This is a genomic window from Candidatus Pseudothioglobus sp. Uisw_086, from assembly GCF_048085745.1.
Lineage (GTDB): Bacteria > Pseudomonadota > Gammaproteobacteria > PS1 > Pseudothioglobaceae > Pseudothioglobus.
This window is the reverse complement of record NZ_CP159803.1, coordinates 110,693-133,862: the sequence shown is the minus strand read 5'-3', so window position 1 is coordinate 133,862 and position 23,170 is coordinate 110,693. Positions and strand designations below refer to the sequence as shown.

Annotated in this window: 16 protein-coding genes; 2 read left to right on the top strand and 14 right to left on the bottom strand. The window is 38.1% G+C overall.

Annotation, left to right across the window (positions count from 1 at the left end):
* Positions 1–46: 46 nt before the first annotated feature.
* From ABXT49_RS00665 to tkt, 5 genes are read right to left on the bottom strand one after another with little or no spacing between them, the layout of a single operon-like run.
* Positions 47–1,108 carry a class I fructose-bisphosphate aldolase gene (locus ABXT49_RS00665; protein ID WP_416652272.1) on the bottom strand — a complete coding sequence of 354 codons (1,062 nt, stop codon included), beginning with the start codon at positions 1,106–1,108 and terminating at the stop codon, positions 47–49.
* Between the two features lie 25 nt (positions 1,109–1,133).
* Positions 1,134–2,582, bottom strand: a complete 1,449-nt coding sequence (gene pyk, locus ABXT49_RS00660) for a pyruvate kinase (protein WP_416653566.1) — start codon at positions 2,580–2,582, stop codon at positions 1,134–1,136.
* Complete coding sequence (locus ABXT49_RS00655) at positions 2,575–3,747, bottom strand: phosphoglycerate kinase (protein ID WP_416652271.1); 1,173 nt, start codon at positions 3,745–3,747, stop codon at positions 2,575–2,577. The genes pyk and ABXT49_RS00655 overlap by 8 nt, the downstream gene beginning before the upstream one ends.
* 24 nt (positions 3,748–3,771) lie before the next feature.
* Complete coding sequence (gap, locus tag ABXT49_RS00650; protein WP_416652269.1) at positions 3,772–4,770, bottom strand: type I glyceraldehyde-3-phosphate dehydrogenase; 999 nt, start codon at positions 4,768–4,770, stop codon at positions 3,772–3,774.
* Between the two features lie 21 nt (positions 4,771–4,791).
* Positions 4,792–6,780, bottom strand: a complete 1,989-nt coding sequence (gene tkt / locus ABXT49_RS00645) for a transketolase (RefSeq protein ID WP_416652268.1) — start codon at positions 6,778–6,780, stop codon at positions 4,792–4,794.
* A 279-nt stretch (positions 6,781–7,059) separates the two neighbouring features.
* On the opposite strand from tkt, the gene ppsA reads away from it, so the two are divergent.
* Together ppsA and ABXT49_RS00635 are read left to right on the top strand one after the other, a co-directional pair.
* The gene (gene ppsA / locus ABXT49_RS00640) at positions 7,060–9,423 is read left to right on the top strand and encodes a phosphoenolpyruvate synthase (protein WP_416652266.1); all 2,364 of its coding nucleotides are present in this window, start codon (positions 7,060–7,062) and stop codon (positions 9,421–9,423) included.
* 9 nt (positions 9,424–9,432) lie between these two features.
* On the top strand, positions 9,433–10,245 hold the full coding sequence (locus tag ABXT49_RS00635; protein ID WP_416652265.1) for a pyruvate, water dikinase regulatory protein: 813 nt from the start codon (positions 9,433–9,435) through the stop codon (positions 10,243–10,245).
* A gap of 44 nt (positions 10,246–10,289) precedes the next feature.
* Here ABXT49_RS00635 and fdhF read toward each other — a convergent pair whose 3' ends face one another.
* The 9 genes from fdhF to ABXT49_RS00590 all read right to left on the bottom strand — a co-directional run bounded on the left by fdhF (position 10,290) and on the right by ABXT49_RS00590 (position 23,123).
* Positions 10,290–13,004, bottom strand: a complete 2,715-nt coding sequence (fdhF, locus tag ABXT49_RS00630; RefSeq protein WP_416652264.1) for a formate dehydrogenase subunit alpha — start codon at positions 13,002–13,004, stop codon at positions 10,290–10,292.
* 1 nt (position 13,005) lies between these two features.
* Positions 13,006–14,646 (bottom strand): NADH-ubiquinone oxidoreductase-F iron-sulfur binding region domain-containing protein, encoded by a 1,641-nt coding sequence (locus ABXT49_RS00625; protein ID WP_416652263.1) that lies wholly within the window; start codon positions 14,644–14,646, stop codon positions 13,006–13,008.
* A 17-nt stretch (positions 14,647–14,663) separates the two neighbouring features.
* Positions 14,664–15,509 (bottom strand): formate dehydrogenase accessory sulfurtransferase FdhD, encoded by an 846-nt coding sequence (gene fdhD / locus ABXT49_RS00620; protein WP_416652261.1) that lies wholly within the window; start codon positions 15,507–15,509, stop codon positions 14,664–14,666.
* A 3-nt stretch (positions 15,510–15,512) separates the two neighbouring features.
* The gene (locus tag ABXT49_RS00615; protein ID WP_416652259.1) at positions 15,513–17,192 is read right to left on the bottom strand and encodes a formate--tetrahydrofolate ligase; all 1,680 of its coding nucleotides are present in this window, start codon (positions 17,190–17,192) and stop codon (positions 15,513–15,515) included.
* Between the two features lie 183 nt (positions 17,193–17,375).
* Entirely contained in the window at positions 17,376–18,920 is a 1,545-nt protein-coding gene (locus tag ABXT49_RS00610; protein WP_416652258.1) for a trimethylamine methyltransferase family protein, read from the bottom strand.
* Positions 18,921–18,942: 22 nt separating this feature from the next.
* Positions 18,943–20,916, bottom strand: a complete 1,974-nt coding sequence (locus tag ABXT49_RS00605; protein ID WP_416652256.1) for an ASKHA domain-containing protein — start codon at positions 20,914–20,916, stop codon at positions 18,943–18,945.
* Positions 20,888–21,298 (bottom strand): GFA family protein, encoded by a 411-nt coding sequence (locus tag ABXT49_RS00600; protein WP_416652255.1) that lies wholly within the window; start codon positions 21,296–21,298, stop codon positions 20,888–20,890. Before ABXT49_RS00600 ends, ABXT49_RS00605 begins: the two co-directional genes overlap by 29 nt.
* 8 nt (positions 21,299–21,306) lie before the next feature.
* Positions 21,307–22,203 (bottom strand): dihydropteroate synthase, encoded by an 897-nt coding sequence (locus ABXT49_RS00595; protein WP_416652253.1) that lies wholly within the window; start codon positions 22,201–22,203, stop codon positions 21,307–21,309.
* A gap of 14 nt (positions 22,204–22,217) precedes the next feature.
* Positions 22,218–23,123: a methylenetetrahydrofolate reductase gene (locus tag ABXT49_RS00590; protein ID WP_416652250.1), complete on the bottom strand. Its 906-nt coding sequence runs from the start codon at positions 23,121–23,123 to the stop codon at positions 22,218–22,220.
* Positions 23,124–23,170 lie beyond the last annotated feature (47 nt).

Below are 23,170 nucleotides of genomic sequence, written 5' to 3'. Positions count from 1 at the left end.
AGCTTTAGACTAAATTCTTAAGTCCAAATCTGATAGAAAGCAAAGATTAATACTTATAACCAGCTTCGAATAATGTGTCTTGAGAAGAAGGCTGAGAACCAGCAACATAATCACCAATAGAAGACTCTGAGTTGGCTTGGCATCTTGCCATTAAGGCTTTTTGGCCTGCTTCAATGTCACTTCCTTTCCAGGCTTGTAAACATGATTGCTGTAAAGCCCTTCCATAAGAAAACGTCAAACTGGTAGCGCTCTTATGTTCAATACTATTCATAGTATTAAGATAAACAGAAGCGTCTTCTTCAGTTAACCCACCCGAAAGAAACATTATTCCTGGAACTGCAGCTGGTACACAGCGATTCATTGTGCGAACTGTCATCTTGGCAACCTCTTCTGAGCCAGCTTTATTGGAATTATCAGCGCCAGAAACTGTCATTGAAGGTTTTAATAATGTTCCCTCTAAGAAAACGTTATTTTCTGAGCAAGCTTTGTAGACTTCAACCAGGACCTTCTCTTGAACTTCTGCTGTCTTCTCAATAGTGTGACCCCCATCCATTAAAATTTCAGGCTCAATAATGGGAACAAGTCCTGACTCCTGACAAATTTTTGCATATCTTGCAAGGCCCCAAGCATTCTCCCTTATTGCAAGATCTGTAGGGCATCCGTCAGCAGTAATTTGCAATACAGCGCGCCATTTTGCGAAACGTGCTCCTTGTTTATAGTACTCAGCTGTTCTCTCAGCAAGACCTTCCAGGCCCTTACACCACGTCTCTACTTCATGCCCCCCAGCTAATGGACTTAAGCCTTTATCTACCTTAATGCCTGGAATTATTCCCAGTTTATTAATTTTAGAAACCATAGTTTCACCATCAAGGTGGTTTTGATAAAGTGTCTCTTCAAAAAGGATGACTCCACTAATATATTCACCAATTCCTTCTGCAGTAAAGAGCATTCCACGATAGGCTTGACGATTTTCTTCTGTGTTTTCTACGTTAATCCCAGCAAGTCGTTTTCCTATAGTCGGAGTAGACTCATCTACTGCAAGAAGTCCTTTGCCTCTAGCAGCCAATAGATTTGCAGTTTGTCTTAATTCTTCTTGATTATTTATCATAATTTTTCACCCTCATAATTTACTTTTAATAATTTCCATCGCCTACACGCAAAATTTTCATCAGGTTTGTACCTCCTGATTTATCCTTATGCATCCCCTTTGTAACAATAACAATATCTCCTTTCTCAACTTGGGACTTATCCTCCAGATTTTCTATAACATGGGTATTGACATGATTCCAATCATCCGCACTTGTTTTATCTATATAACAAGGATAGACTCCTCTATAAATAGTAACTTTTTTTAAAGTTTTGTAATTATCTGACATTGCAAAAATTGCAATATTAGAACTAATTCTCGACATCCAAAGCGCTGTTTTTCCAGTTTGAGTGAGAGTTGCCACTACCTTTGCACCCAAATGGTTAGCAGCATACATTGAGCTCATAGCAATTGTTTCATCAATACCTTCAAAATGCTCATGAAGTCTGTGATGAGATACTTTTGCTGTTGGGCTTTTCTCTGTTTCCAAACAGACATCACTCATTGTTTTGACTGCCTCTATAGGATGAGCACCTACTGCAGTTTCTGCAGAAAGCATCACTGCATCAGTTCCATCTAAAACTGCGTTTGCTACGTCAAAAACCTCTGCTCTAGTTGGTATAGGGCTAGTGATCATGGATTCTAACATTTGAGTTGCTGTAATAACAAATCTATCATTTGCCCTTGCCAATAAGATTAGACGTTTTTGTTGCGCAGGAAGCTGAGGATCTCCAATTTCAACACCTAAATCACCACGTGCAACCATTATTCCAGCTGATTCTTGAATAATCTCATTAATGACATCCTCTTGCAATGCTTCAGCTCGCTCAATTTTTGCAATAACACTAGCATTCGATCCAGCCTCCTTAAGAAGCCTCTTAGTCTCACGAATATCATCTGCATGAATAGGAAAAGAAATAGCCACATAATCAGCTTCTGCCTTAGCTGCAGTATGAATATCTTGCTTATCTTTTTCAGTTAAAGCGCTTGCGCTTAAGCCACCACCACGTAAATTTATTCCCTTATTGTTAGATAAAATTCCACCCTGTAAAACTTCAGTTAAAATTTTTGGCCCATCTATCTGCAAAACTTTGAGAATTATTTTTCCATCATCTAACAATAAAGTATTTCCAGCGCTTAAATCATTTGGGAGTTGTTTATAAGCTATCCCGACTTCAGTCTGAGTCCCTTCAGATTTTGGTAACTCCGCATCAAGAGTAAATTGATCTCCCCTGCTAAGTAATACCTTATTATCTATAAAAGAAGAAATTCTAATTTTTGGGCCTTGCAGATCCATCAATACACCAATAAAGGCATCATTTTCTTTTTCGTACTTTCTGACTTGAGCAATTCGCTCTAAGTGTTCTTTTTCATTATTATGCGAAAAATTAATTCGAATAACGTTTACGCCAGCATCTAAAATTCCTTTTAAAACCTTAGGGTCATCGGTTGATGGTCCAAGAGTGGCTAAAATTTTTGTTCTTCTATTAATTATTTTTCTCCTGCATTCTTTTCTCTAACACTTCAACAACTGGGAGTTTCTTTCCTTCTAGAAATTCTAAAAATGCACCTCCACCTGTTGAGATGTAGGATATTTTATCTTCGATATTAAATTTACTAACTGCTGCTAAGGTATCACCGCCACCAGCAATCGAAAAGGCATCTGAATCTGCAATTGCATACGCTATTTTCTCAGTACCATTTGCAAACTGCTCAAATTCAAATACGCCCACAGGTCCATTCCAAACTATTGTTCCTGCATTTTTCATAATCTCACATAACTCTTCAATAGAATTAGGGCCAATATCAAAAATCATGTCGTCAGAAGCAATACTGCTTGAATTTTTACTTTCTGCAGTTGCAAACTCAGAGAATTCTTTACCACATACCACATCACCTGGGATAGGGATTTGACAATGCTCCATTAATGCTTGGGCTGTAGGAATAAGATCATGCTCACAAAGAGACTGACCAACACTATAGCCTTGAGCCGCAATGAATGTATTAGCAATACCTCCACCAACCACTAACTGATCAACAATTTTAGAAAGTGCATCTAGAACAGTTAGTTTAGTTGAAACTTTTGATCCTCCAACAATAGCAACCATTGGTCTTTTTGGATTTTCAAGTGCTTTACCAAGAGCCTCAAGCTCACCAACGAGAAGTGGGCCCGCGCAGGCAATTGGTGCGAACTCAGCAACGCCATAGGTTGAGGCATGGGCTCTATGTGCAGTCCCAAAAGCATCTTGCACACAAACATCGCATAAAGATGCCATTTGTCTTGACAAGGCCTCATCGTTTTCTTTTTCACCCACATTAAATCTGACATTTTCACAAAGAACAACTTCACCAAAATTCATCTCTACACCATCAAGCCAGTTTGATTCAAGAATTACTTGCTGGCCTAGTAAATCAGAAAGATGTTTAGCTACTGGTTTAAGTGAATATTTTTCATCAAACTCACCAGCATCTGGTCTTCCAAGGTGTGACATTATCATAACCTTAGCACCAGCTTTAAGTGCGTGAGTAATAGTTGGCAATGAGGCTAAAATACGCTTATCACTGGTTACCTCACCATTTTTTATTGGGACATTTAAATCTTGCCTAATTAAAACTCTCTTTCCGCTTAAATCAAGATCAGTCATCTTAAGTAAATTCATCAAACCCCCCAAGTCAAATTAAAACTATTGTGAAACGTGTCCAGCTAAACGCAACAAGTTGCATGTATAACTATACTCATTATCATACCAAGAGACTATTTTAACAAATGTAGAGTCCATTGACATGCCTGCCTCTGAATCAAATATTGAGGCAAAAGTACTTCCAACAAAGTCTGTCGAAACAACTTTTTCATCTGTATAGCCTAGAACACCTTTCATTGGGCCCTGAGAAGCTGACTTCATTGCCGCGCAAATTGCCTCATAATCAGACTCATCATTCAACTCAGCAGTTAAGTCAACAACCGAAACATCAGAAGTGGGAACTCTAAAAGCCATTCCAGTTAATTTACCATTAAGTTCAGGCAGAACTTTACCAACCGCTTTTGCTGCTCCTGTTGATGATGGAATAATATTTTCTAATATACCTCGGCCACCACGCCAGTCTTTCAAAGAAGGGCTATCAACAGCTTTTTGAGTCGCTGTTGCTGCATGGACTGTAGTCATCAAGCCACGCTTAATGCCCCATTCATCATTAAGCACTTTAGCAATTGGAGCTAAGCAATTTGTAGTGCATGAAGCAGCTGATATTATCGACTGACCATCATAGGAGTCGTGGTTAACGCCATATACAAACATTGGCGTGTGATCTTTAGAAGGGGCTGACTGTATTACTTTTTTAGCGCCTGCATCTAAATGCGCCTGGCAGCCCTCTTCTGTTAAGAAAAAACCGGTACAGTCAATAACTAAATCTGCACCAACATCTCCCCACTTTAAATCTGCAGGATTACGCTCAGCAGTTAAACGAATCTTTTTTCCATCAATGACAAAATTATTTCCTTCTACTGAGACATCTTTACCAAACCTTCCATGCACTGAATCATATTTCAGCATATAAGATAGATAATCATTATCTAGTAAGTCATTAATTCCAACTACTTCTAAATTATCAAAATCCTTATCGATTGCACGAAAAACCATTCTACCAATTCGGCCAAAACCATTAATTCCAACTTTTATTGTCATCTTAAACTCCTATTAAAAAAATTAACTTAACACTTTGTTAACGGTGGCAATTACGTTATCCACTGTAAACCCAAAATGTTTAAATAGTTCTCCAGCGGGGGCTGATTCACCATATGTGGTCATTGAAACTATCCCTCCCTCAAGACCTACATACTTATACCATGACTCTGCGACACCGGCTTCTATAGCAACGCGCTTAACTCCAGGCGTTAATACTGAATCCTTGTATCCTTGATCTTGCTCATCAAACGCATTTGTGGATGGCATTGATACAACACGAACTTTCTTATCGCTCATTATTGTTGCAGCATCAACTGCCAATGAAACTTCTGAGCCAGTAGCAATTAAAATTATGTCAGCATCGCCACTACAATCTTTAAGCACATATCCACCTTTCTCAATATTACTCACTTGCTCAATGGTTCGCTCCATTGGGGTCAAGTTTTGTCTAGAGAAAATTAATGCAGAAGGTGCATCACCTCTTAACATAGCTATTTTCCATGATACTGCGGACTCAATGGCATCACATGCTCGCCACGTTTGAAAGTTAGGTATGACTCTCATAGTAGCTATCTGCTCAACAGCCTGATGAGTTGGACCATCTTCACCAAGACCAATTGAATCATGGGTATATACAAAAATTGTTCCAATCTTCATCATTGCAGACATTCGAAGAGCATTTCTCATATATTCCATGAACATAAGAAATGTTGCGCCATAAACCTTAAAGCCACCATGCAAAACCATGCCATTCATCATTGCAGCCATACCAAACTCACGAACTCCCCAGGAGATATAGTTTCCATCTGCATTTTCAGAGTTGACTACAACGCTTCCAGACCAATTTGTCAAATTTGAACCAGTTAAATCTGCAGATCCACCAAATAATTCAGGAACTATGGGGCCCATTGCTTCAATTGTATTTTGGGAGGCTTTGCGTGATGCTATATTGGGCATATCTTGCTGTGTTTTAGCAATAAAGTCGTCCATTTTAGAGTCAAAATTATCTGGCAAGCTTCCAGAAATTCGACGCAGAAATTCAGCAGCTTCACTTGGAAAGCTAACACTATAAGCTTTAAATTTTTCATTCCATTCATCTTCTACTTCAGCACCTTCAATCTTATGATCCCAGCCCTCATAAATCTCTTCAGGAATTTCGAACGGCCCATAATTCCAACCAAGTTTTTCTCGTGTTTTTGCAATTTCGTCATCACCTAAAGGTGCACCATGACAGTTATGAGAGCCTGCTAGGTTAGGAGAGCCAAAACCAATCACCGTTCGAGTGCATATTAAGGTGGGTCTATCATTCATTGCTTTAGCTTCAACTATAGCAGCATTGATAGCTTCAGGATCATGGCCATCAACATCAGATATAACATGCCAATTGTAAGATTTGAAGCGAGCAGGGACCCCTTTTTCCATCCAATCACCAATATGTCCATCTATTGAAATATCATTGTCATCCCAGAAAGCTATTAGTTTTCCCAAACCAAGAGTCCCAGCCATTGCGCAAGATTCATGCGACAGCCCCTCCATAAGACAACCATCGCCCATAAAAGCATAAGTATGATGATCTACAATAGAATGGCCTGGCTTATTAAACTGACCAGCAAGAGTTCGCTCCGCAATTGCCATGCCTACTGCATTACAAATACCTTGACCTAATGGGCCTGTAGTTGTCTCAACTCCATCAGCATAACCATATTCTGGATGCCCAGGTGTTTTAGAGTGAAGTTGACGAAAATCTTTTAGATCATTGATACTTAAATCGAACCCTGTCAAATGCAGTAAAGAATAGATAAGCATTGATCCATGACCATTTGATAGAACAAATCGATCTCTGTTTGACCATTTTGAGTTTGATGGATTAAACTTTAAATGTTTATTCCATAAAACTTCTGCAATATCAGCCATTCCCATTGGGGCGCCAGGGTGCCCAGAGTTTGCTTTTTGCACAGCATCCATGCTCAAGGCTCGGATAGCATTTGCTAATTCAATTTGTGTCGCCATTATTTAAACCCCTGAAAATATTATTAACCATAAATTATACATTTTTTTTGTACTTTTCTATCGTCAAAAAAGCCCATATAAAAGCAAATAGTAGGAATAATATTCAATTGCAATATAGTATCATTATCAAATTATGAAATACTTTACAATCTATAATTCACTTCATTTTTAATGTATTAAAATTATACTTTTGATGAAAAACTTTAGTATTACATTTTGTGTCAAAATGAATGCTACTTCATCAAATCTTGAGTTAATAAATAATATAAAAGGACCTTAATGTTTGAAAATATAGTCTGGCTAGATGATGTTGGCATGTCTGATGTTGAAAAGGTTGGAGGTAAAAATGCTTCTTTAGGTGAAATGATTAGTGGGCTGAGTTCGCAAGGTGTTCGAGTTCCTGGGGGCTTTGCAACAACAGCTGAGGCATTTGAATCTTTCTTAAATTATTCACATTTAAAAACTCAAATCAATGAACTTCTAGTTTCGCTAGATATTACTGACATTAAAGAACTCACCAAAACTGGAGCATTAATTCGTCAGTGGGTTGAAGACGCACCATTTCCCGATGACCTTCATAAATCTATTGTTGAAAGTTACCAAAAATTAACTGAAAAATATGGTCCATCTGTAACCTTTGCAGTTCGTTCATCAGCAACTGCAGAGGACTTACCTGAAGCATCTTTTGCCGGTCAACAAGAAACTTATCTTAATGTTAGCGGTATCGATGATATTTTGAGTTCTATCAAAAAAGTATTTGCATCGCTCTATAACGATAGAGCAATTTCCTATAGGGTTCATCAGGGTTTTGAACATGAGATGGTATCTCTTTCTGCTGGAGTCCAACAAATGGTTAGAAGTGATATTGGAGCAAGTGGAGTAATGTTTACTCTAGACACTGAGTCTGGATTTGACGAAGTTGTTTTTATTACGTCTGCTTATGGACTAGGCGAAACTGTCGTTCAGGGCTCTGTAAACCCAGATGAATTTTATGTTCATAAACCAACACTAAAATCAGGAAAGCCAGCAATTTTGTCTAGAAGTCTTGGCTCTAAGTCAATAAAAATGATTTATTCAGATGCAAAATCAAGCTCACCAGTTACAACTACTGAAGTTGGCGCTCAAGAGCGCCTAAGATTTAGTTTAAATGATGCTCAAATTGAAGAACTTGCTGAATATGCAATGAAAATTGAGGCACATTATGCAAGAGCAATGGATATTGAATGGGCTCTTGATGGATCTGATGGCAAAATCTATATTGTTCAAGCAAGGCCTGAAACTGTTAAAAGTCGACAAAGTTCTCAGAAAATTGAGCGCTATAAGCTCCTTGAAACCTCTGAAATTCTTATAGAAGGTCGCGCAATTGGTCAAAAAATTGGAACTGGTCAAATCAGAATAATTAACAGCTTATCAGAAATGGATTTGGTGAGTAAGGGTGATGTTCTAGTAACTGATATGACGGACCCAGACTGGGAGCCTGTGATGAAACTAGCATCTGCAATTATTACAAACCGCGGTGGAAGAACATGTCATGCAGCAATTATAGCTAGAGAGCTTGGAGTGCCAGCAATTGTTGGTACAGGAAATGCAACTGAAATACTTAAAGATTCTGAGGTGATTACAGCATCTTGCGCTGAAGGAGATACAGGAAAAGTTTATCAAGGGACTTTAAAATTTGAGCATACATTTTCTGAAGTAAGCAACCTGCCAGAAATTCCTGTCAAAATTATGATGAATGTGGGAAACCCCTCTAGGGCATTTGATTTTTCAAGTATTCCAAATGCTGGAGTGGGCCTTGCTAGACTCGAATTTATTATAAATAATACAATTGGTATTCATCCTAAAGCTTTACTTGAATTTGATTGTCTTCCAAAAGATCTTAAAGATGAAATTCAAAAAAGAACCTCTTGCTATAAGTCTCCTATAGATTTTTACATTCAAAAATTAACGGAAGGAATTTCAACAATTGCTGCAAGCTTTTCCAAATCGCCAGTAATCATTAGAATGTCTGATTTTAAATCTAATGAATATTCAAATTTATTTGCAGGTGAGCTATACGAGCCACATGAAGAAAACCCAATGATTGGCTTTCGTGGTGCATCAAGATATATCTCTAAAGATTTTAGAAAATGCTTTGAATTAGAATGTCTTGCAATTAAAAATGTTAGAAATGAGATGGGTTTTAAAAACGTTGAAATAATGATCCCTTTCGTTCGAACTACATCTGAAGCTTCAAAAGTAATTGAACTCTTAAAAGAGAATGGGTTGGAGAGAGGAAAAGATGGTTTAAGAATAATCATGATGTGTGAACTTCCATCAAACGCCATTATCGCCGAAGATTTTTTACAATATTTTGATGGCTTCTCTATTGGTTCAAATGATTTAACACAATTAACACTTGGCATGGATAGAGACTCCGGCTTAATAGCTGAAGGATTTGATGAAAGAAATGATGCAGTTAAAAAATTGATTACCATGGCCGTTGAGGCGTGCCATCGTCAGGGCAAATATATTGGCATATGCGGTCAAGGACCTTCAGATCATACTGATTTTGCAGAGTGGCTTCTAAAACAAGAGATAACTAGCATCTCACTTAACCCTGATACTGTTGTTGAAACTTGGAATAAGCTTGGCAAGCTTTAAAACACTAATATGAGAACTGTATTTTTTATTTCAGATAGAACGGGAATTACAGCTGAAGCACTTGGTAACAGTCTTCTTACACAATTCCCTGAAATAAAATTTAAAAGGGTTAATCTAGCATTTATAGATACGCAAAAAAAAGCTCAGACAGCTGCCTTATTAATTAAAGAAGCCTCAGAAGCTGATGGCGAGCCTGCGTTGATTTTCAGTACCCAAGTATCAGCTGAATACGCCCATCTTCTTGAAAATAGTGGGGGGATTATTTTTGACTTTTTTGAAACTTTTATTTCAAAAATGGAAAATACTCTAGAGACTAAATCATCTCATGAAATGGGGCTTTCTCATGGAGTAGGAAATAAAAATACATACTCGGGTCGAATTGATAGTATAAATTTTGCACTCAATAATGATGACGGGTTATCTACTAAAAATTATGATCATGCAGACATAATTCTTACTGGAGTATCAAGATCAGGTAAGACGCCCACATGTCTTTTTTTAGCGCTTCAATATGGAATATATGCTGCTAATTATCCATTAATAGATGAGGACTTAGATTCAGTTAAACTTCCGAGTGTTTTAAAACCATTTAAAAATAAGCTTTATGGGTTAAGTATCAATCCAGTTAGACTTCAGAATATAAGGGGGGAAAGGAGATCTAATAGTGGCTATGCATCAATTGAACAGTGTCAAAAGGAAGTTAGAAGAGCGGAAGATATGTATGTTCAAAATAATGTGCCCTTTATAGATACAAGCCACATCTCGATTGAAGAAATCGCAGGGCGGATATTACAAAAAAGTAAGCTAGAAAGACGCTATTAATTTTTGTTAAAGTGAGCCCATAAAGACTCACTTTATTTAATCTATTAAGAAGCTTTTAAGACGTCTACAGCTACAATCTTGTATTCTGGACACTTAGTCTCTTCATCAGTAACTGCACTTGTTACCTCATTAATTAACACTTCAGGAAAATGAAAAGTAGTTCTTATGACTCCTTTTTTCACACGATCAGTAACCTCAACATCAAGAGTAATTTCACCTCTATCAGACTTCAAAGTTGCGCGATCGCCAGTTATAAGATCTTTCGCCCTTGCATCTTTTGGATTTAGCATAATTACATCTTTCGTCAAGATTTTTACGTTTGATGTTCGCCTTGTCATAGTTGCGCAGTTGTAATGTTGAAGTTCACGACTAGTAGTAAGAATAAATGGATACTCATTCTTGTGCTTAGTAAGTTCTTCACTTTCCTTCCAATCATGATAATGAAACTTACCCTTACCTCGCTTAAATTCACCAATATGAAGTATTTGAGTATCTTCGCCTTTTTTATTAACAGGCCACTGCAAGCCCATTGGGCTTGCGCGCAAACCCTCCCAAGTTACGCCTTCAAAAAATGAAACCACACTGGCTATTTCTTTCAAAACAAGCTCAGCATTGAAATCAGGCTGATCAAAGCCCAATTTACGCATCATTTCTACAATAATCTGGCCATCTGTTTTTGTTCCAGGAAGTGGCTTAACTGCAGCATTTACTTGCTGAATTCGTCTCTCAGTATTTGTAAATGTACCACTCTTTTCAAGAAAAGTTGTTCCTGGCAGAACTACGTCAGCCATTTTGGCAGTTTCACTCATAAAGATTTCTTGCACAACAAGTAAGTCAAGGCCTTGCATAGCCTTAACAACATGATGTGTATTTGGGTCTGTTTGAACAACATCTTCAGCAAAAATCCATAGCGCTTTAAGGGATCCATCTACTGCACCATCAAACATTTCTGGAATCTTTCTACCTTGAGTTGTTGGCGAAGGAAGACCTAACTTATCTTCATAGAAATCTTGAACTTCTTTTTGATCCATCCATAAGTATCCTGGACCATGATGAGGTTGGCAGCCCATATCTGCAGCACCTTGCACGTTATTCTGGCCACGAAGTGGGTTAACACCCACACCAGGACGGCCAAGATTACCTGTCATCATTGCCAGATTTGAAATTAACATAACTGTCTTTGTACCCTGAGAATGCTCAGTTACACCTAGGCCATGAAACTCCATAGCATTTTTTGCAGAGGCATATGCAATCGCTGCTGCTTTAACATTATCTTTATCAAGGCCACTAATTTCAGCCATTGCATCAACATCAAGATTTTTAATTTGTTCAATAAACTCTTCACCGCCCTCACATCGTTCTTTAATAAATTCTTGGTCTAGAAGATCAGCCTCTACAATGAAATGCTGAAACATATTTAATACCGCAACATTTGTTCCAGGTTTAAGCTGTAAGTGGTGATCAGCCATCCTAGCCAATTCAGTGCGAATTGGGTCAATAACAATAAGTGTAGCTCCAGACATGGCTTGCTGCTTAATTTTTGCGCCAGTTACAGGATGCGCAGAAGTTGGATTTGCACCAATAACCATCATGCAATCGGCTAAAGGAATATCAGCAGTTGAATTAGTACCAGCACCTGTTCCAAAACTTTGTTGCATTCCCCAGGCAGTAGGTGAATGGCAAACACGGGCACAACAGTCAATATTATTAGTGCCAACTATTTGACGAATCATTTTTTGAAACATATAGTTTTCTTCATTAGTACAGCGTGCAGAAGAAATACCAGCTATTGCATCTGGACCATGATTCTCTTTGATTGATTCAAATTTATCTTTAATAAAATCTAAAGCTTCATCCCAAGAACAAGGAACCAACTCTCCATTTTTTCTAATAAGTGGGGATGTTAGCCTGTCTTCGTGGTTATAAAATTTAAATGCATAGCGACCCTTTAAGCAGGTATGTCCGGCATTAACAGCATCCTGAGGTGCTCGGATTGATAACACTTCATCATTTTTTACAGCCACTTCTAGATTACAACCTACTCCACAGTATGAGCATGTCGTTCTAACTGTTTTGTCAGCTTCAACTGATTTTGACTGAAATACATCAGATATTGCTGAAGTTGGGCAAGTTTGTGCACAGGCACCACAAGAGACACATGAAGAGTCTCCAAAGAGCATGTCATTATCTGTTGTAATACGAGACTCAAAGCCTCTTCCTGTCATCGTCAACGTAAATTGACCTTGAACTTCATCACAAGCACGCACACATCTTGAACAGTTAATACATTTCGACAGATCCATTCTCATATAAGCATGAGACAAGTCTTTTTCACGATCACAATGGTTTTCACCTTTTGCATAACGTATTTGGCGAACACCTACACTTGCCGCAACGTCTTGTAATTCACAGTTACCATTGACTTCACAAGTCAGACAATCAGGTGGATGATCACTTAAAACTAGCTCAACAATATTCTTTCGCAGTTTTTTAATACTAGTAGAATTTGTATGAATTCGCATACCTGGAACAATCGGCGTATGACATGATGCTACTGTTCTCTTAGGTCCATCTTCTGATTGTTGAACTTCAACAGAACAAACCCTACAAGCCCCATATGGCTGAAGATTATCGTCGTTACAAAGGGTTGGAATAATTTTGTCTCCAAGAGCCTTATCAGTAAACGCTAAAATAGATGATGAGTCATCAAATGGGAACTCAACATCATCAATAAATACACCTTGCGGGTTTTCTGACATACTACTTCTCCATCATAGGTTGAAACTCGTCACCGCAGTGCTCGAGTAAATTTTTAATTGCAAGAGGAAGACCGCCGCCTAATGCGCATAACGATCCTACTTCCATTGTCTCTAATAAATCATAAATCAATTCTTCAGAAAATTTTTGTTTACCTTCAATAGCTGATTCTAGCATTTCTTTGCCGCGAACAGAGCCTAATCTACAAGGAAAGCATTTGCCGCATGACTCATGCGCAGTAAAAGCAAACAAGTGTTTCGCATACTCAACTGCCGAAAATGATTTAGGAATACATACAAAACTAGCATGTCCAAGTAAAAACCCACCCTCAGAGAAAGCTTCAAAATCTAATGTTAGTGTTTTTAAAATATCAACTGGAACAATCCCGCCTAAAGGACCTCCAATCTGCAGAGCTTTGATATCATCATTGAAACCACCACCAATCTCATCAATAATAAAACTAATTGAGGTTCCCAAATCAACTTCATAGAGACCTGGATTATTGAAATAACCATCTAAAGAAATTAATTTAGTCCCTAATGATCTGCCGTTTCCAATACTTTTGTAAGCCTCACTTCCAAGTTTGAATATTGCAGCAACCGCTGCTAGGCTTTCAACATTATTAACTACAGTTGGTTTTTTGTATAAACCCTCTACGACTGGAAAAGGAGGTCGTACATCAACTTCTGCACGTCGCCCTTCAATAGATGCTATTAATGCAGTTTCTTCACCACAAATATAAGCACCTTGACCCTCAACAACATTCATATCAAAGTCAAAACCAGTGCCTAAAATATTATCCCCAAGGAGCCCTAGCTCACGAAGTTTTGCTAATGAGTCATTCGTAATAGTAATGGACTCAGGATACTCACCTCGAATGTACAAAAAACCTTGTTTTGAACCAATAATATAAGCGCAAATTACCATACCAAACAAAACTTTAAGTGGCTGCTCTTCCATCAAATATCTATCGGAAAATGCTCCAGGATCCCCTTCATCAGCATTACACACAACATACTTCGTTGAAACTTCTTGATCTTTACAAAACTCCCATTTCATTCCAGTTGGAAATCCTGCACCACCTCGGCCGCGAAGTCCCGAATCTTTTAAAGACGCTATTAAATCGTCTTTATCAGTTGCAAAACATACTTCAAGTAAATCTTTAAAATCATCATAAGTAGAGAAAACACTCTCTTCCACTAAGAATGGAGTATTTGAAAATGATTTCATTGTGTAAGCAGGGCTAGTATGCTTTCCAGCAATGATTTGATCTAATTTATTGATGTCATCGCCTGAATAGTTTTCACCGTTATAGTTAAATGCACTATTTTCATAACACCTTCCAAGGCAAATCATCTCACCAACGTTCTCTTCTCCAAATTTTTGATTCAGCTTATCAGAAACAACATCTTGGGTGCCCCTACAAAGACAAGCACTTCCAGAACATACATAGGCTTTTTTACTTTTAAAGTCTTCATTAAGAAAGTCATAGAAGCTCTTAGTACTGTGTACCGTAGAGACACCTAAATTATATTCAGCTGCAAGCTCCGAATCACTAGCATCTGTTGGACTGACCGAAATCTTTCCAAACAAACTATTTTTGTCATCTTTTTTTCCTGACAATAAACTGATATTTCTAGACATTTAATCTCCTAAAATCTTTAACTAATGCGCCAAGCACCAGTATATATATTATATTTATTTTTTTTGATGAAACCTATCAAAGTAATATCAAATTTTTTTGCTAAATCAAGTGCTAATGAAGTTGGAGCTCCGATACCAACGATCATTCCTATTCTAGACATTACTGCTTTTTGTATGATGTCGAACCCTAGTCGACCAGAACACATAACAAATTGCTCGATCGGTCTCAGCATATCATTGCACCTTACGTGGCCTATCAATTTATCGAGCGCATTATGTCTACCCACATCCTCTGCTAAATGGAGTACTTTCCCACCCTCAGTCAATAGTGCACTGGCATGAACTCCTCCGGTATTAGCAAATTGTTCTTGTCTCGCTCTTAATATATTAGGCAGTTCTGTAATCAAATCAATACTTACAATTGGACCAGCTTTATCAATATTTGGCTCATAGGCAATTTCAATGGCATTTAAAGTACCTTTCCCACAAACTCCACAACTAGAATTAACCATAAAGTGACGCTGTAAATTTTTCAAATCCAACTGATTGCCTTTTGATAAAGTAACAATTAGTGAGTTATCAACATCATACTTTCCTTTGTTTTCACCATTTACATCAATCGTATCAATAGCATCCTTATCTTGAATAATACCCTCAGAAAACAGCAGTCCACTAACCAAAGCTTCATCATCCCCTGGCGTTCTCATGGTTACCATAAGTGGGTCTATAATCCATTCATTATTCTTGAAATAACGAATAGCAATCTCTAGTGGCTCTTCAATAGCAATGCAGTCACTAGACACTTCAAGGGTCGAATTTTCAACCCTGTGAATGTCATAATCAACTGTATCACTAATAGTCATAGCTTAAAAAAGACCTTGCACGAATCCATTTTCATCCAACTTAATCTTATCTGCTGCAGGAACTCTTGGTAATCCTGGCATAGTCATAATTGCACCACAAACCACTACAACAAACTCAGCACCTGCTGAAAGCCTAACTTCTCGAATTGACATTGAGTGTCCAGTAGGAGCGCCTAATAATTGAGGGTCGGTAGAAAAACTATACTGTGTTTTGGCGATACAAACTGGTAAATGACCAAAACCATTATCTTGATACCTAGCAAGCTCAGCCCTAATAACTTTATCTGCTAAAACCTCATCTGCACCATAGAGTTTTTTGGCAATAGTTTCTACTTTCTCCAATAAAGATAGCTCATCATCATACAATGTTTTGAATTGCGCAGTGCCCGAGTCAGCTAGCTTAACTACCTTTTCTGCTAGGTCAATTGCACCTTCACCGCCATGTTCCCAGTGACTTGTAACACTCACTTCTACATTAAACTGCTCACAATAATCTCTGATTACTTGAAATTCAGCCTCAGTATCCGATACAAATTTATTAATACCAACGACAAGTGGGACTCCAAACTGGCTCAGGTTACGAATATGTCTTCCAAGATTCACGCAGCCTTGACCAAGCGCGTCGGTATTTTCATTATTTAAATCTGCTTTAGCAACACCACCCTGATGCTTTAGAGCCCTAACTGTTGCAACTAAAACAACAGCATCTGGCGCAAGCCCTGCTTTGCGGCATTTGATATCAAAGAATTTTTCTGCACCTAAATCAGCTCCAAATCCAGCTTCTGTGACAACATAATCCGATAATTTAAGCGCTGTCTTTGTAGCAATAACTGAATTACAGCCATGGGCTATATTTGCAAATGGACCCCCGTGAATTAGCGCAGGATTGCCCTCTAAAGTTTGAACTAAATTTGGTCTAAATGCATCCTTTAGTAGAACTGTCATTGCATGATGAGCATTAATTTGTTTTGCTCTTACTGGCGTTAAATCACGAGTATAGGCGATTATGATATTTCCCAATTTTTCTTCAAGCTCTGTCAAGTTTTGTGACAGACAAAAAATAGCCATGACTTCAGAAGCAACAGTAATATCAAAACCATCTTCACGCGGATAACCATTTGTAGAACCACCCAAAGAAGAGGTAATTGTTCTTAAAGAGCGATCATTCATGTCAACAACACGACGAAATACTACTTTTCTGCTATCTATATTTGTTGAATTTCCCCAGTAAATATGATTATCAATCATTGCAGAAAGTAAGCTATGCGCTGAAGTAATTGCATGAAAGTCACCAGTAAAATGAAGATTAATATCTTCCATTGGAATTACTTGAGCATAACCACCACCAGCAGCTCCACCTTTCATACCAAAACATGGTCCTAAACTTGGCTCACGTAGGCAAACTGTTGTTTGTTTACCAATCTTATTAAGGCCATCAGTGAGACCAACAGAAGTAGTTGTCTTACCCTCGCCAGCTGGCGTAGGCGTTACAGCAGTAACCAGAATGAGTTTGCCATTTTTATTCTTTTGGACCGCGTCTATAGCGCTCCATGAAATCTTAGCCTTGTCATGCCCAAAAGGCACCAAGTCAGCTTGATCAATATTGAGTTTTGCACCAATGTCATTAATGTGTTCACCGGTCACTTCTCTAGCAATATCAATATCTGTTTTATACTCGCTCATTTTTTCTCCTAAATACTCACGAAAGTAAAAAATAAAGAACAATAACACCTGTAATTTTCAAGTGAAAGTAGCTCTTTAGCTTTATATATATAATAGTTGGAACATTATCTTACAAAATCAATCACACTTTAATAATTAAATTCATAACTGCTTGAATTATAATAAATATGAAAATTAAAATTATTAAATATTTGAATCTTCAAAACTATCCTTACGGTCTTTAATATATTTTAATAAAGCTTCATCCACAGCTGCATCAAGCGCGGGTAATTCATACTCAGATAACATTTTTTTGTATATACCATTTGCAATCATTGCTGTGTCTTTTGAGCCGTCTTGAACCCACTGCTCAAAACTATTATCATCAAGAACCTCTGACATATAAAAAGCGCTCTTGAAATTCTTCTTAGTATGTTCACACCCAAGAAAATGTTTGGGTACATCATCAGACATAGCTCCAATTTCACGGATTGCATCCATTGCTTGGCCATTTTCGCTCATATCAATCCCCTCTGCTGATACTCTCATCATGCCTGCTTGATCAGCATCCATTATGAATTTCTCATAGCTCATACATAATCCACCTTCCAGCCAGCCAGCAGTATGTAAATTAAAATTGACACTTGCATTTAGAGTTGCTTGCATTGTATTAGCAGCCTCATAGCCTGCTTGAGCATCAGGCATCTTAGCACCATTAAAGCCTCCACCACTCCTAAATGGAACGCCAAGTCTTCTGGCTAAAGCTCCAGAAATATTCATCATGTGCGCAGCCTCAGGAGTTCCAAAAGTTGGAGCGCCAGATTTCATAGACATTGCAGTTACAAAATTACCATAAATAACAGGTGTGCCGGGCCTGATGAGTTGAGCAAATGCCATGCCTGCTAGCCCTTCAGCAAGACTTTGAGCTGCAACACCTACTGCAGTTGTTGGAGCCATCGCTCCAGCGACAATAAACGGGGTTACAATTGTTGCCTGATTATTTCTTGCATAGACCTTAAGCGCCCCAAGCATAGTGGCATCAAACGACATTGGTGAGCTTGCATTAATTAAACTTATAAGTACACAATTTTTATCAACAAAATCATCACCGAATAATATTTTAACCATATCAACAGTGTCCTGAGCTCTCTCAGCTGAAGTAACAGAGCCCATAAAGGCTTTGTCTGAGTATTTGATGTGACTATAAACCATATCAAAGTGGCGCTTATTAACTGGCAAGTCTACTGGCTCACAAATAGTTCCGCCGGAGTGGTGAATATTATCTGACATATAAGCAAGCTTTATAAAGTTCCTAAAATCTTCTATTGTTGCATAGCGTCGTCCCTCATCAAGATCATGAACAAATGGAGGGCCATAAGCAGGAACTAAAACCATATTATCACCGCCAATTTCAACATTTCTCTCAGGATTACGAGCAAATTGAGTAAACTGCTTTGGAGCATTATCTTGTATTAATTTGCGGCACATTCCTTTTGGAAATCTAACTCTCTCACCATCAACACTAGCACCAGCTTTTTCAAGTATATCGAGTGCCTCTTGGTCTTCAGAAAATACGATTCCAATCTCTTCTAAGATAGTATCGGCATTGTCTTCAATAATACTAAGGTCATCATCACTAAGAATACTGTAGTGGGGAATTTTTCTTTTTATATACGCAGGTGCTTTAACTGCCTCTTGTGCATCAGAATCATCTGCACCTCCTCTACGTCTTCTTCTTTCTCTAGCCATTACAATTTCTCCTAATTTATAACTAAGGCGCTCTTTTGCGGCGTCTAACTTTATTGGTTTGCTGTTGTTTTACTGGTGATACAGTGAATTTCATTGCATCAACAAAATACTCTTGGAATTTTGGCTCAGTAGCAGTTTCAATTTTAACAACTTTGTCTACTGCATCAATAATTATTTTTCGCTTTTTAACATCTAATAATGCTGCACTAGCACCAACACCAGCTGCATTACCTACCGAAATAATCTTTTCTGCAGTTGAGGTTGGAATGATATCCAAAAGAGCAACATATCTGGCATCTAAGTGAGCACCAAAAGCTCCTGCTAACAATACTTTATCAAACTCAGTGCACTCAAGATAATCCATCAGTATAGAAACGCCAGCAGATAATGCGGCCTTAGCCAATTGAATAGAGCGAATATCAACTTGTTCTACATAAATCGATTTATCTCCTTGCTCAACTAATAAAAAACGAGATGTATTTCCTTTCTTTGAGAAAAGTTCTGGTGCAATTGATTCTACAAAAAGTCCACTTTGATCAATAATACCTGCCTCAGCAAGCGCCACAATAGCTTCAATAATTCCACTTCCACATATGCCAACTGCCTGCATTTTAAGCATTTCATAGTCTGGCTCATCTGACCAAGCATCACATCCAATCACTTTAAATCGAACCTTCAGAGTATCTTTATCTATCCTTACTCTCTCGATAGCTCCATAGGTTGCCCTCACTCCAGAGCTAATTTCAGCACCCTCAAAGGCTGGTCCTGTTGGAGAGGATGTAGCATAAACTTTCCCATCTTTAGCAAGCATAATTTCTGCATTGGTTCCAATATCAACCAGCAAGGTAGTTTCAGAATGCATTGTGTCCATTTGACTAAGATAAGCTGCAGCAGTATCAGCGCCAACATGGCCCGCAATCAATGGTAAAAATGATAATCGTGTTTTAGGATGCAAATCAAAACCCAAGTCTTTTGCATCAACATCAAGCCAACTTCTTATTGATAATGTAAATGGAGCTTGACCAAGTTCTACGGGTGAAATTCCAAAAAATATGTGGTGCATAATTGGGTTACCAACTAGCACAACCTCCAATAATTTATCCCACTCAATCTCTAGATTTTCACAAGCCTCATGGAGCATCTCTGTAATCTTATTTCTTACTGCAGCAGTCAATTTTTCATCACCGCCCTTATTCATCATTACATATGAAACCCTACTCATCAAGTCTTCGCCAAATCGAATTTGCGGATTCATTGCAGAAGATTCAAAAACCAACTTACCGTCTTTCAAATCGTAGACATAGAGTGCTAAAGTGGTAGAACCAATATCGATTGCACCTCCAAATACTTTATGACTCCCTTGAGGATAGGCTGCAACAATTTGATTTTTATCCCTAACCGCAACAGTAAGATTTCCCTTAGCTTCATGAATTAAAGGCTGCAAACCTCTTAGTAGGTTGAAGTCAATACTTGCCTTGACACCTTGCTTTTCAAGTTGCGCCAATAGATTTTCTGAGGCGGAGGGATTTTCATCCAATGTTGACTCTTCAAGCGTGCAATCTAAAAGAGTGATTGAACTTGAAATAGAATAATTTTGTTTAGCATTTTTTTTACTTATATAGGCCTTATGTTCTTGGCTATCTTCAGGAACATCTATTACTAAGTCGCCTTGGATACAAGTTTGACATGCGAGTCGCTTACCTTTGTAACTTGGATTATCGAGGATTAATTGTTTTTCTAGACTAGTAATTCCGCTAACATTTTCAGGCTTACAATTAACACCAAATTTAGGATGTGAACCCTCAGAAACCTCAATCCAGCACTGATGGCACTGCCCGTAGCCGCCACATAATGAGCGTATAGCTACTCCCGCATCTTGAGCAACTTGCAGCAAAGTATCTCCAGCCTCGCCTTTGAATTGGCGGCCTGACGGGGTAAAGCAAACTTGCTGGACATCTTCCAAAATACTACTCCTTACTATTATGGCTTTTACCATAGCCCTCAATTTGAATCTCATTGGGGCTAATTGTGTAATAACACCCTTTCTCTTCAGTAAAAATATTATGTTTGACAGTCAAATTTTTTGCATCTTCTAAACTACCAGCAGTTACGCTTATAGTTGGCAAACTATCGTTTTGCCAAAACATATGCGATCCACAATTATCACAAAAACCGTGCCTTGAGTCCACATGAGTATAAAACCATTTAATTTTTCCAATAATTTTAATTTTATCCCTTTTGGCTTGGCATGCAGCCATATAGTGACCCGTCATTTTTCGGCACTGTACGCAGTGGCAATAAGATACGTCAGCCAAATCAAAGGTGCTATAGCTTGTTTGGCCGCAAACGCAAGATCCTCTATATTCAATACTGGTCATTATTATTGTTACGCACGTTTTCTGCGGCGTCTCCCATCCCTAACATCACTTCCATCAGCTGTTGGCTCTCTATAGGCTTTAATCCAGCTACCACAACCATCATCAACACCTGTTAAAACATCTCCAGCTCTAATTGCCTGAACTAACTCTGGGTGTAATGGGTTTACAATTGCAGAAGTCATTCCTGCTGCAATTAACATAGGAAGGAAAGCATTATTAATACCGTTTCGTTGAGGCAAACCAAAACTAACATTTGATGCACCGCACGTTGTATTAACTTTTAACTCACTACGAAGCTTCCTAACTAACTCAAAAACTTGATTGCCAGCTTGAGAAATCGCGCCAATTGGCATAACTAATGGGTCAACAACAACATCTTCTGGCTTAATTCCATAGTCTGCAGCGTGTTCAACAATCTTTTTAGCGACCTTAAAACGCTCATTTGGATCTTCACTAATTCCAGTTTCATCATTAGAGATCGCCACAACTGCTGCACCATACTTTTTAACTAGTGGAAGCACTCTCTCCAAATTTTCTGTTTCACCCGTGACAGAATTTACTAATGCTCTTCCCTGGTATGCTTCTAGGCCAGATGCAAGGGCTTCAATAATTGATGAGTCAATTGAAATAGGAACGTCCACAACAGCTTGAACTTGTCTTATTGCTTCAGCAAGAATTGCTGGCTCATCTGCAAGAGGGATGCCTGCATTTATATCTAACATCTGTGCGCCTGCAGCAACCTGAGCAATAGCATCCGCAACTACACGTGAGTAATCACCAACTTTCATTTCTTCAGCTAGAATTTTTCTGCCAGTTGGATTTATTCTTTCACCAATCATTACGAATGGATGGCCAAAGCCAATAGTTACCTCTTTTGTTAATGAGGATAGTGTTGTTGTTGTCAATTTACTTACTCCTTCTATGAATTATTAATTGCATTTTTAATCCATGAAGCATTAGTATTTATACCGCCTAGAGGGAAAAAATGAATATTACTGATATTAAATTTTGGATTTTCTTTTTTATGTTTAGCTAAAGTCTCTAAAAAGTCATTCGGATCAAACGGAAGTAAAAGTTTCCTCACATCTTTTGCTCTTTTTTGCAGTACCTTTAATGAAGGTCCAACTCCACAAGCAATTGAAAACTTAATTAAAGTTTGAAGTTTTGCGGGTCCAGCTACTCCAATATGAATTGGTATATTTATTCCATTATTCGTCAATGAGTTTGCCCATTCGATTACTGGCTCTGCTTCAAAACAAAACTGCGTTGTTATTGCTATATCAATATCTGAGCGGTCATTAAATTTTTGCTTCCATTGCAGCGCGTCATCAACATTTTTATTTGAGCCATCATTATCAATATCTTTATTACCTTCAGGGTGGCCTGCAAAGTGTAAGTTTTTAAAATTATATTTTTCAAATAGTTCTGTTTCTACCAGCTGCATTGAATCTTCAAACACACCATGTGGCTTGTCCACACCCCCAGCTAAAAGCAGCGCTTGATTAATACCCGCCTCACCTTGATAAATATTTATCCACTCTTCTAAGGTACTCTTGTCTTTAATAATCCGAGCTGGAAAGTGAGGCATAACATTGAAGCCTTCAAGGCTTATCCGTTTAGCTGTCTGCACCATCTCTTCAATAGGAACACCTTCAATATGAGCAATATAAACCCTTGTATTTTTTGGAAGTATCTCTTCAAAGCTTTCAATTTTTGCCGCGGTGCGAGGCATAACTTCAATCGAAAAATCAGTTAAAAACTCCTTAAGATAATCACTTACTTTTGGGTTTTCTTCTTTAGAAGAAAAGAGATTTAATAATGACATTATTTCTCCAGCCTAGCTTTCCAGCAATTTTTTATAATTACTTCTTT

What these genes read in the sequence shown, in the direction of transcription:
- tkt (WP_416652268.1), bottom strand. Translation starts at nt 6,780, where the DNA reads ATGGCGACACAAATTGAATTAGCAAATGCTATCCGAGCCTTGAGCATG.
- ABXT49_RS00605 (WP_416652256.1), bottom strand. Translation starts at nt 20,916, where the DNA reads ATGGTAAAAGCCATAATAGTAAGGAGTAGTATTTTGGAAGATGTCCAG.
- gap (WP_416652269.1), bottom strand. Translation starts at nt 4,770, where the DNA reads ATGACAATAAAAGTTGGAATTAATGGTTTTGGCCGAATTGGTAGAATG.
- ppsA (WP_416652266.1), top strand. Translation starts at nt 7,060, where the DNA reads ATGTTTGAAAATATAGTCTGGCTAGATGATGTTGGCATGTCTGATGTT.
- ABXT49_RS00665 (WP_416652272.1), bottom strand. Translation starts at nt 1,108, where the DNA reads ATGATAAATAATCAAGAAGAATTAAGACAAACTGCAAATCTATTGGCT.
- ABXT49_RS00600 (WP_416652255.1), bottom strand. Translation starts at nt 21,298, where the DNA reads ATGACCAGTATTGAATATAGAGGATCTTGCGTTTGCGGCCAAACAAGC.
- ABXT49_RS00625 (WP_416652263.1), bottom strand. Translation starts at nt 14,646, where the DNA reads ATGTCTAGAAATATCAGTTTATTGTCAGGAAAAAAAGATGACAAAAAT.
- fdhD (WP_416652261.1), bottom strand. Translation starts at nt 15,509, where the DNA reads ATGACTATTAGTGATACAGTTGATTATGACATTCACAGGGTTGAAAAT.
- fdhF (WP_416652264.1), bottom strand. Translation starts at nt 13,004, where the DNA reads ATGTCAGAAAACCCGCAAGGTGTATTTATTGATGATGTTGAGTTCCCA.
- ABXT49_RS00635 (WP_416652265.1), top strand. Translation starts at nt 9,433, where the DNA reads ATGAGAACTGTATTTTTTATTTCAGATAGAACGGGAATTACAGCTGAA.
- ABXT49_RS00610 (WP_416652258.1), bottom strand. Translation starts at nt 18,920, where the DNA reads ATGGCTAGAGAAAGAAGAAGACGTAGAGGAGGTGCAGATGATTCTGAT.
- ABXT49_RS00655 (WP_416652271.1), bottom strand. Translation starts at nt 3,747, where the DNA reads ATGAATTTACTTAAGATGACTGATCTTGATTTAAGCGGAAAGAGAGTT.
- ABXT49_RS00590 (WP_416652250.1), bottom strand. Translation starts at nt 23,123, where the DNA reads ATGTCATTATTAAATCTCTTTTCTTCTAAAGAAGAAAACCCAAAAGTA.
- ABXT49_RS00615 (WP_416652259.1), bottom strand. Translation starts at nt 17,192, where the DNA reads ATGAGCGAGTATAAAACAGATATTGATATTGCTAGAGAAGTGACCGGT.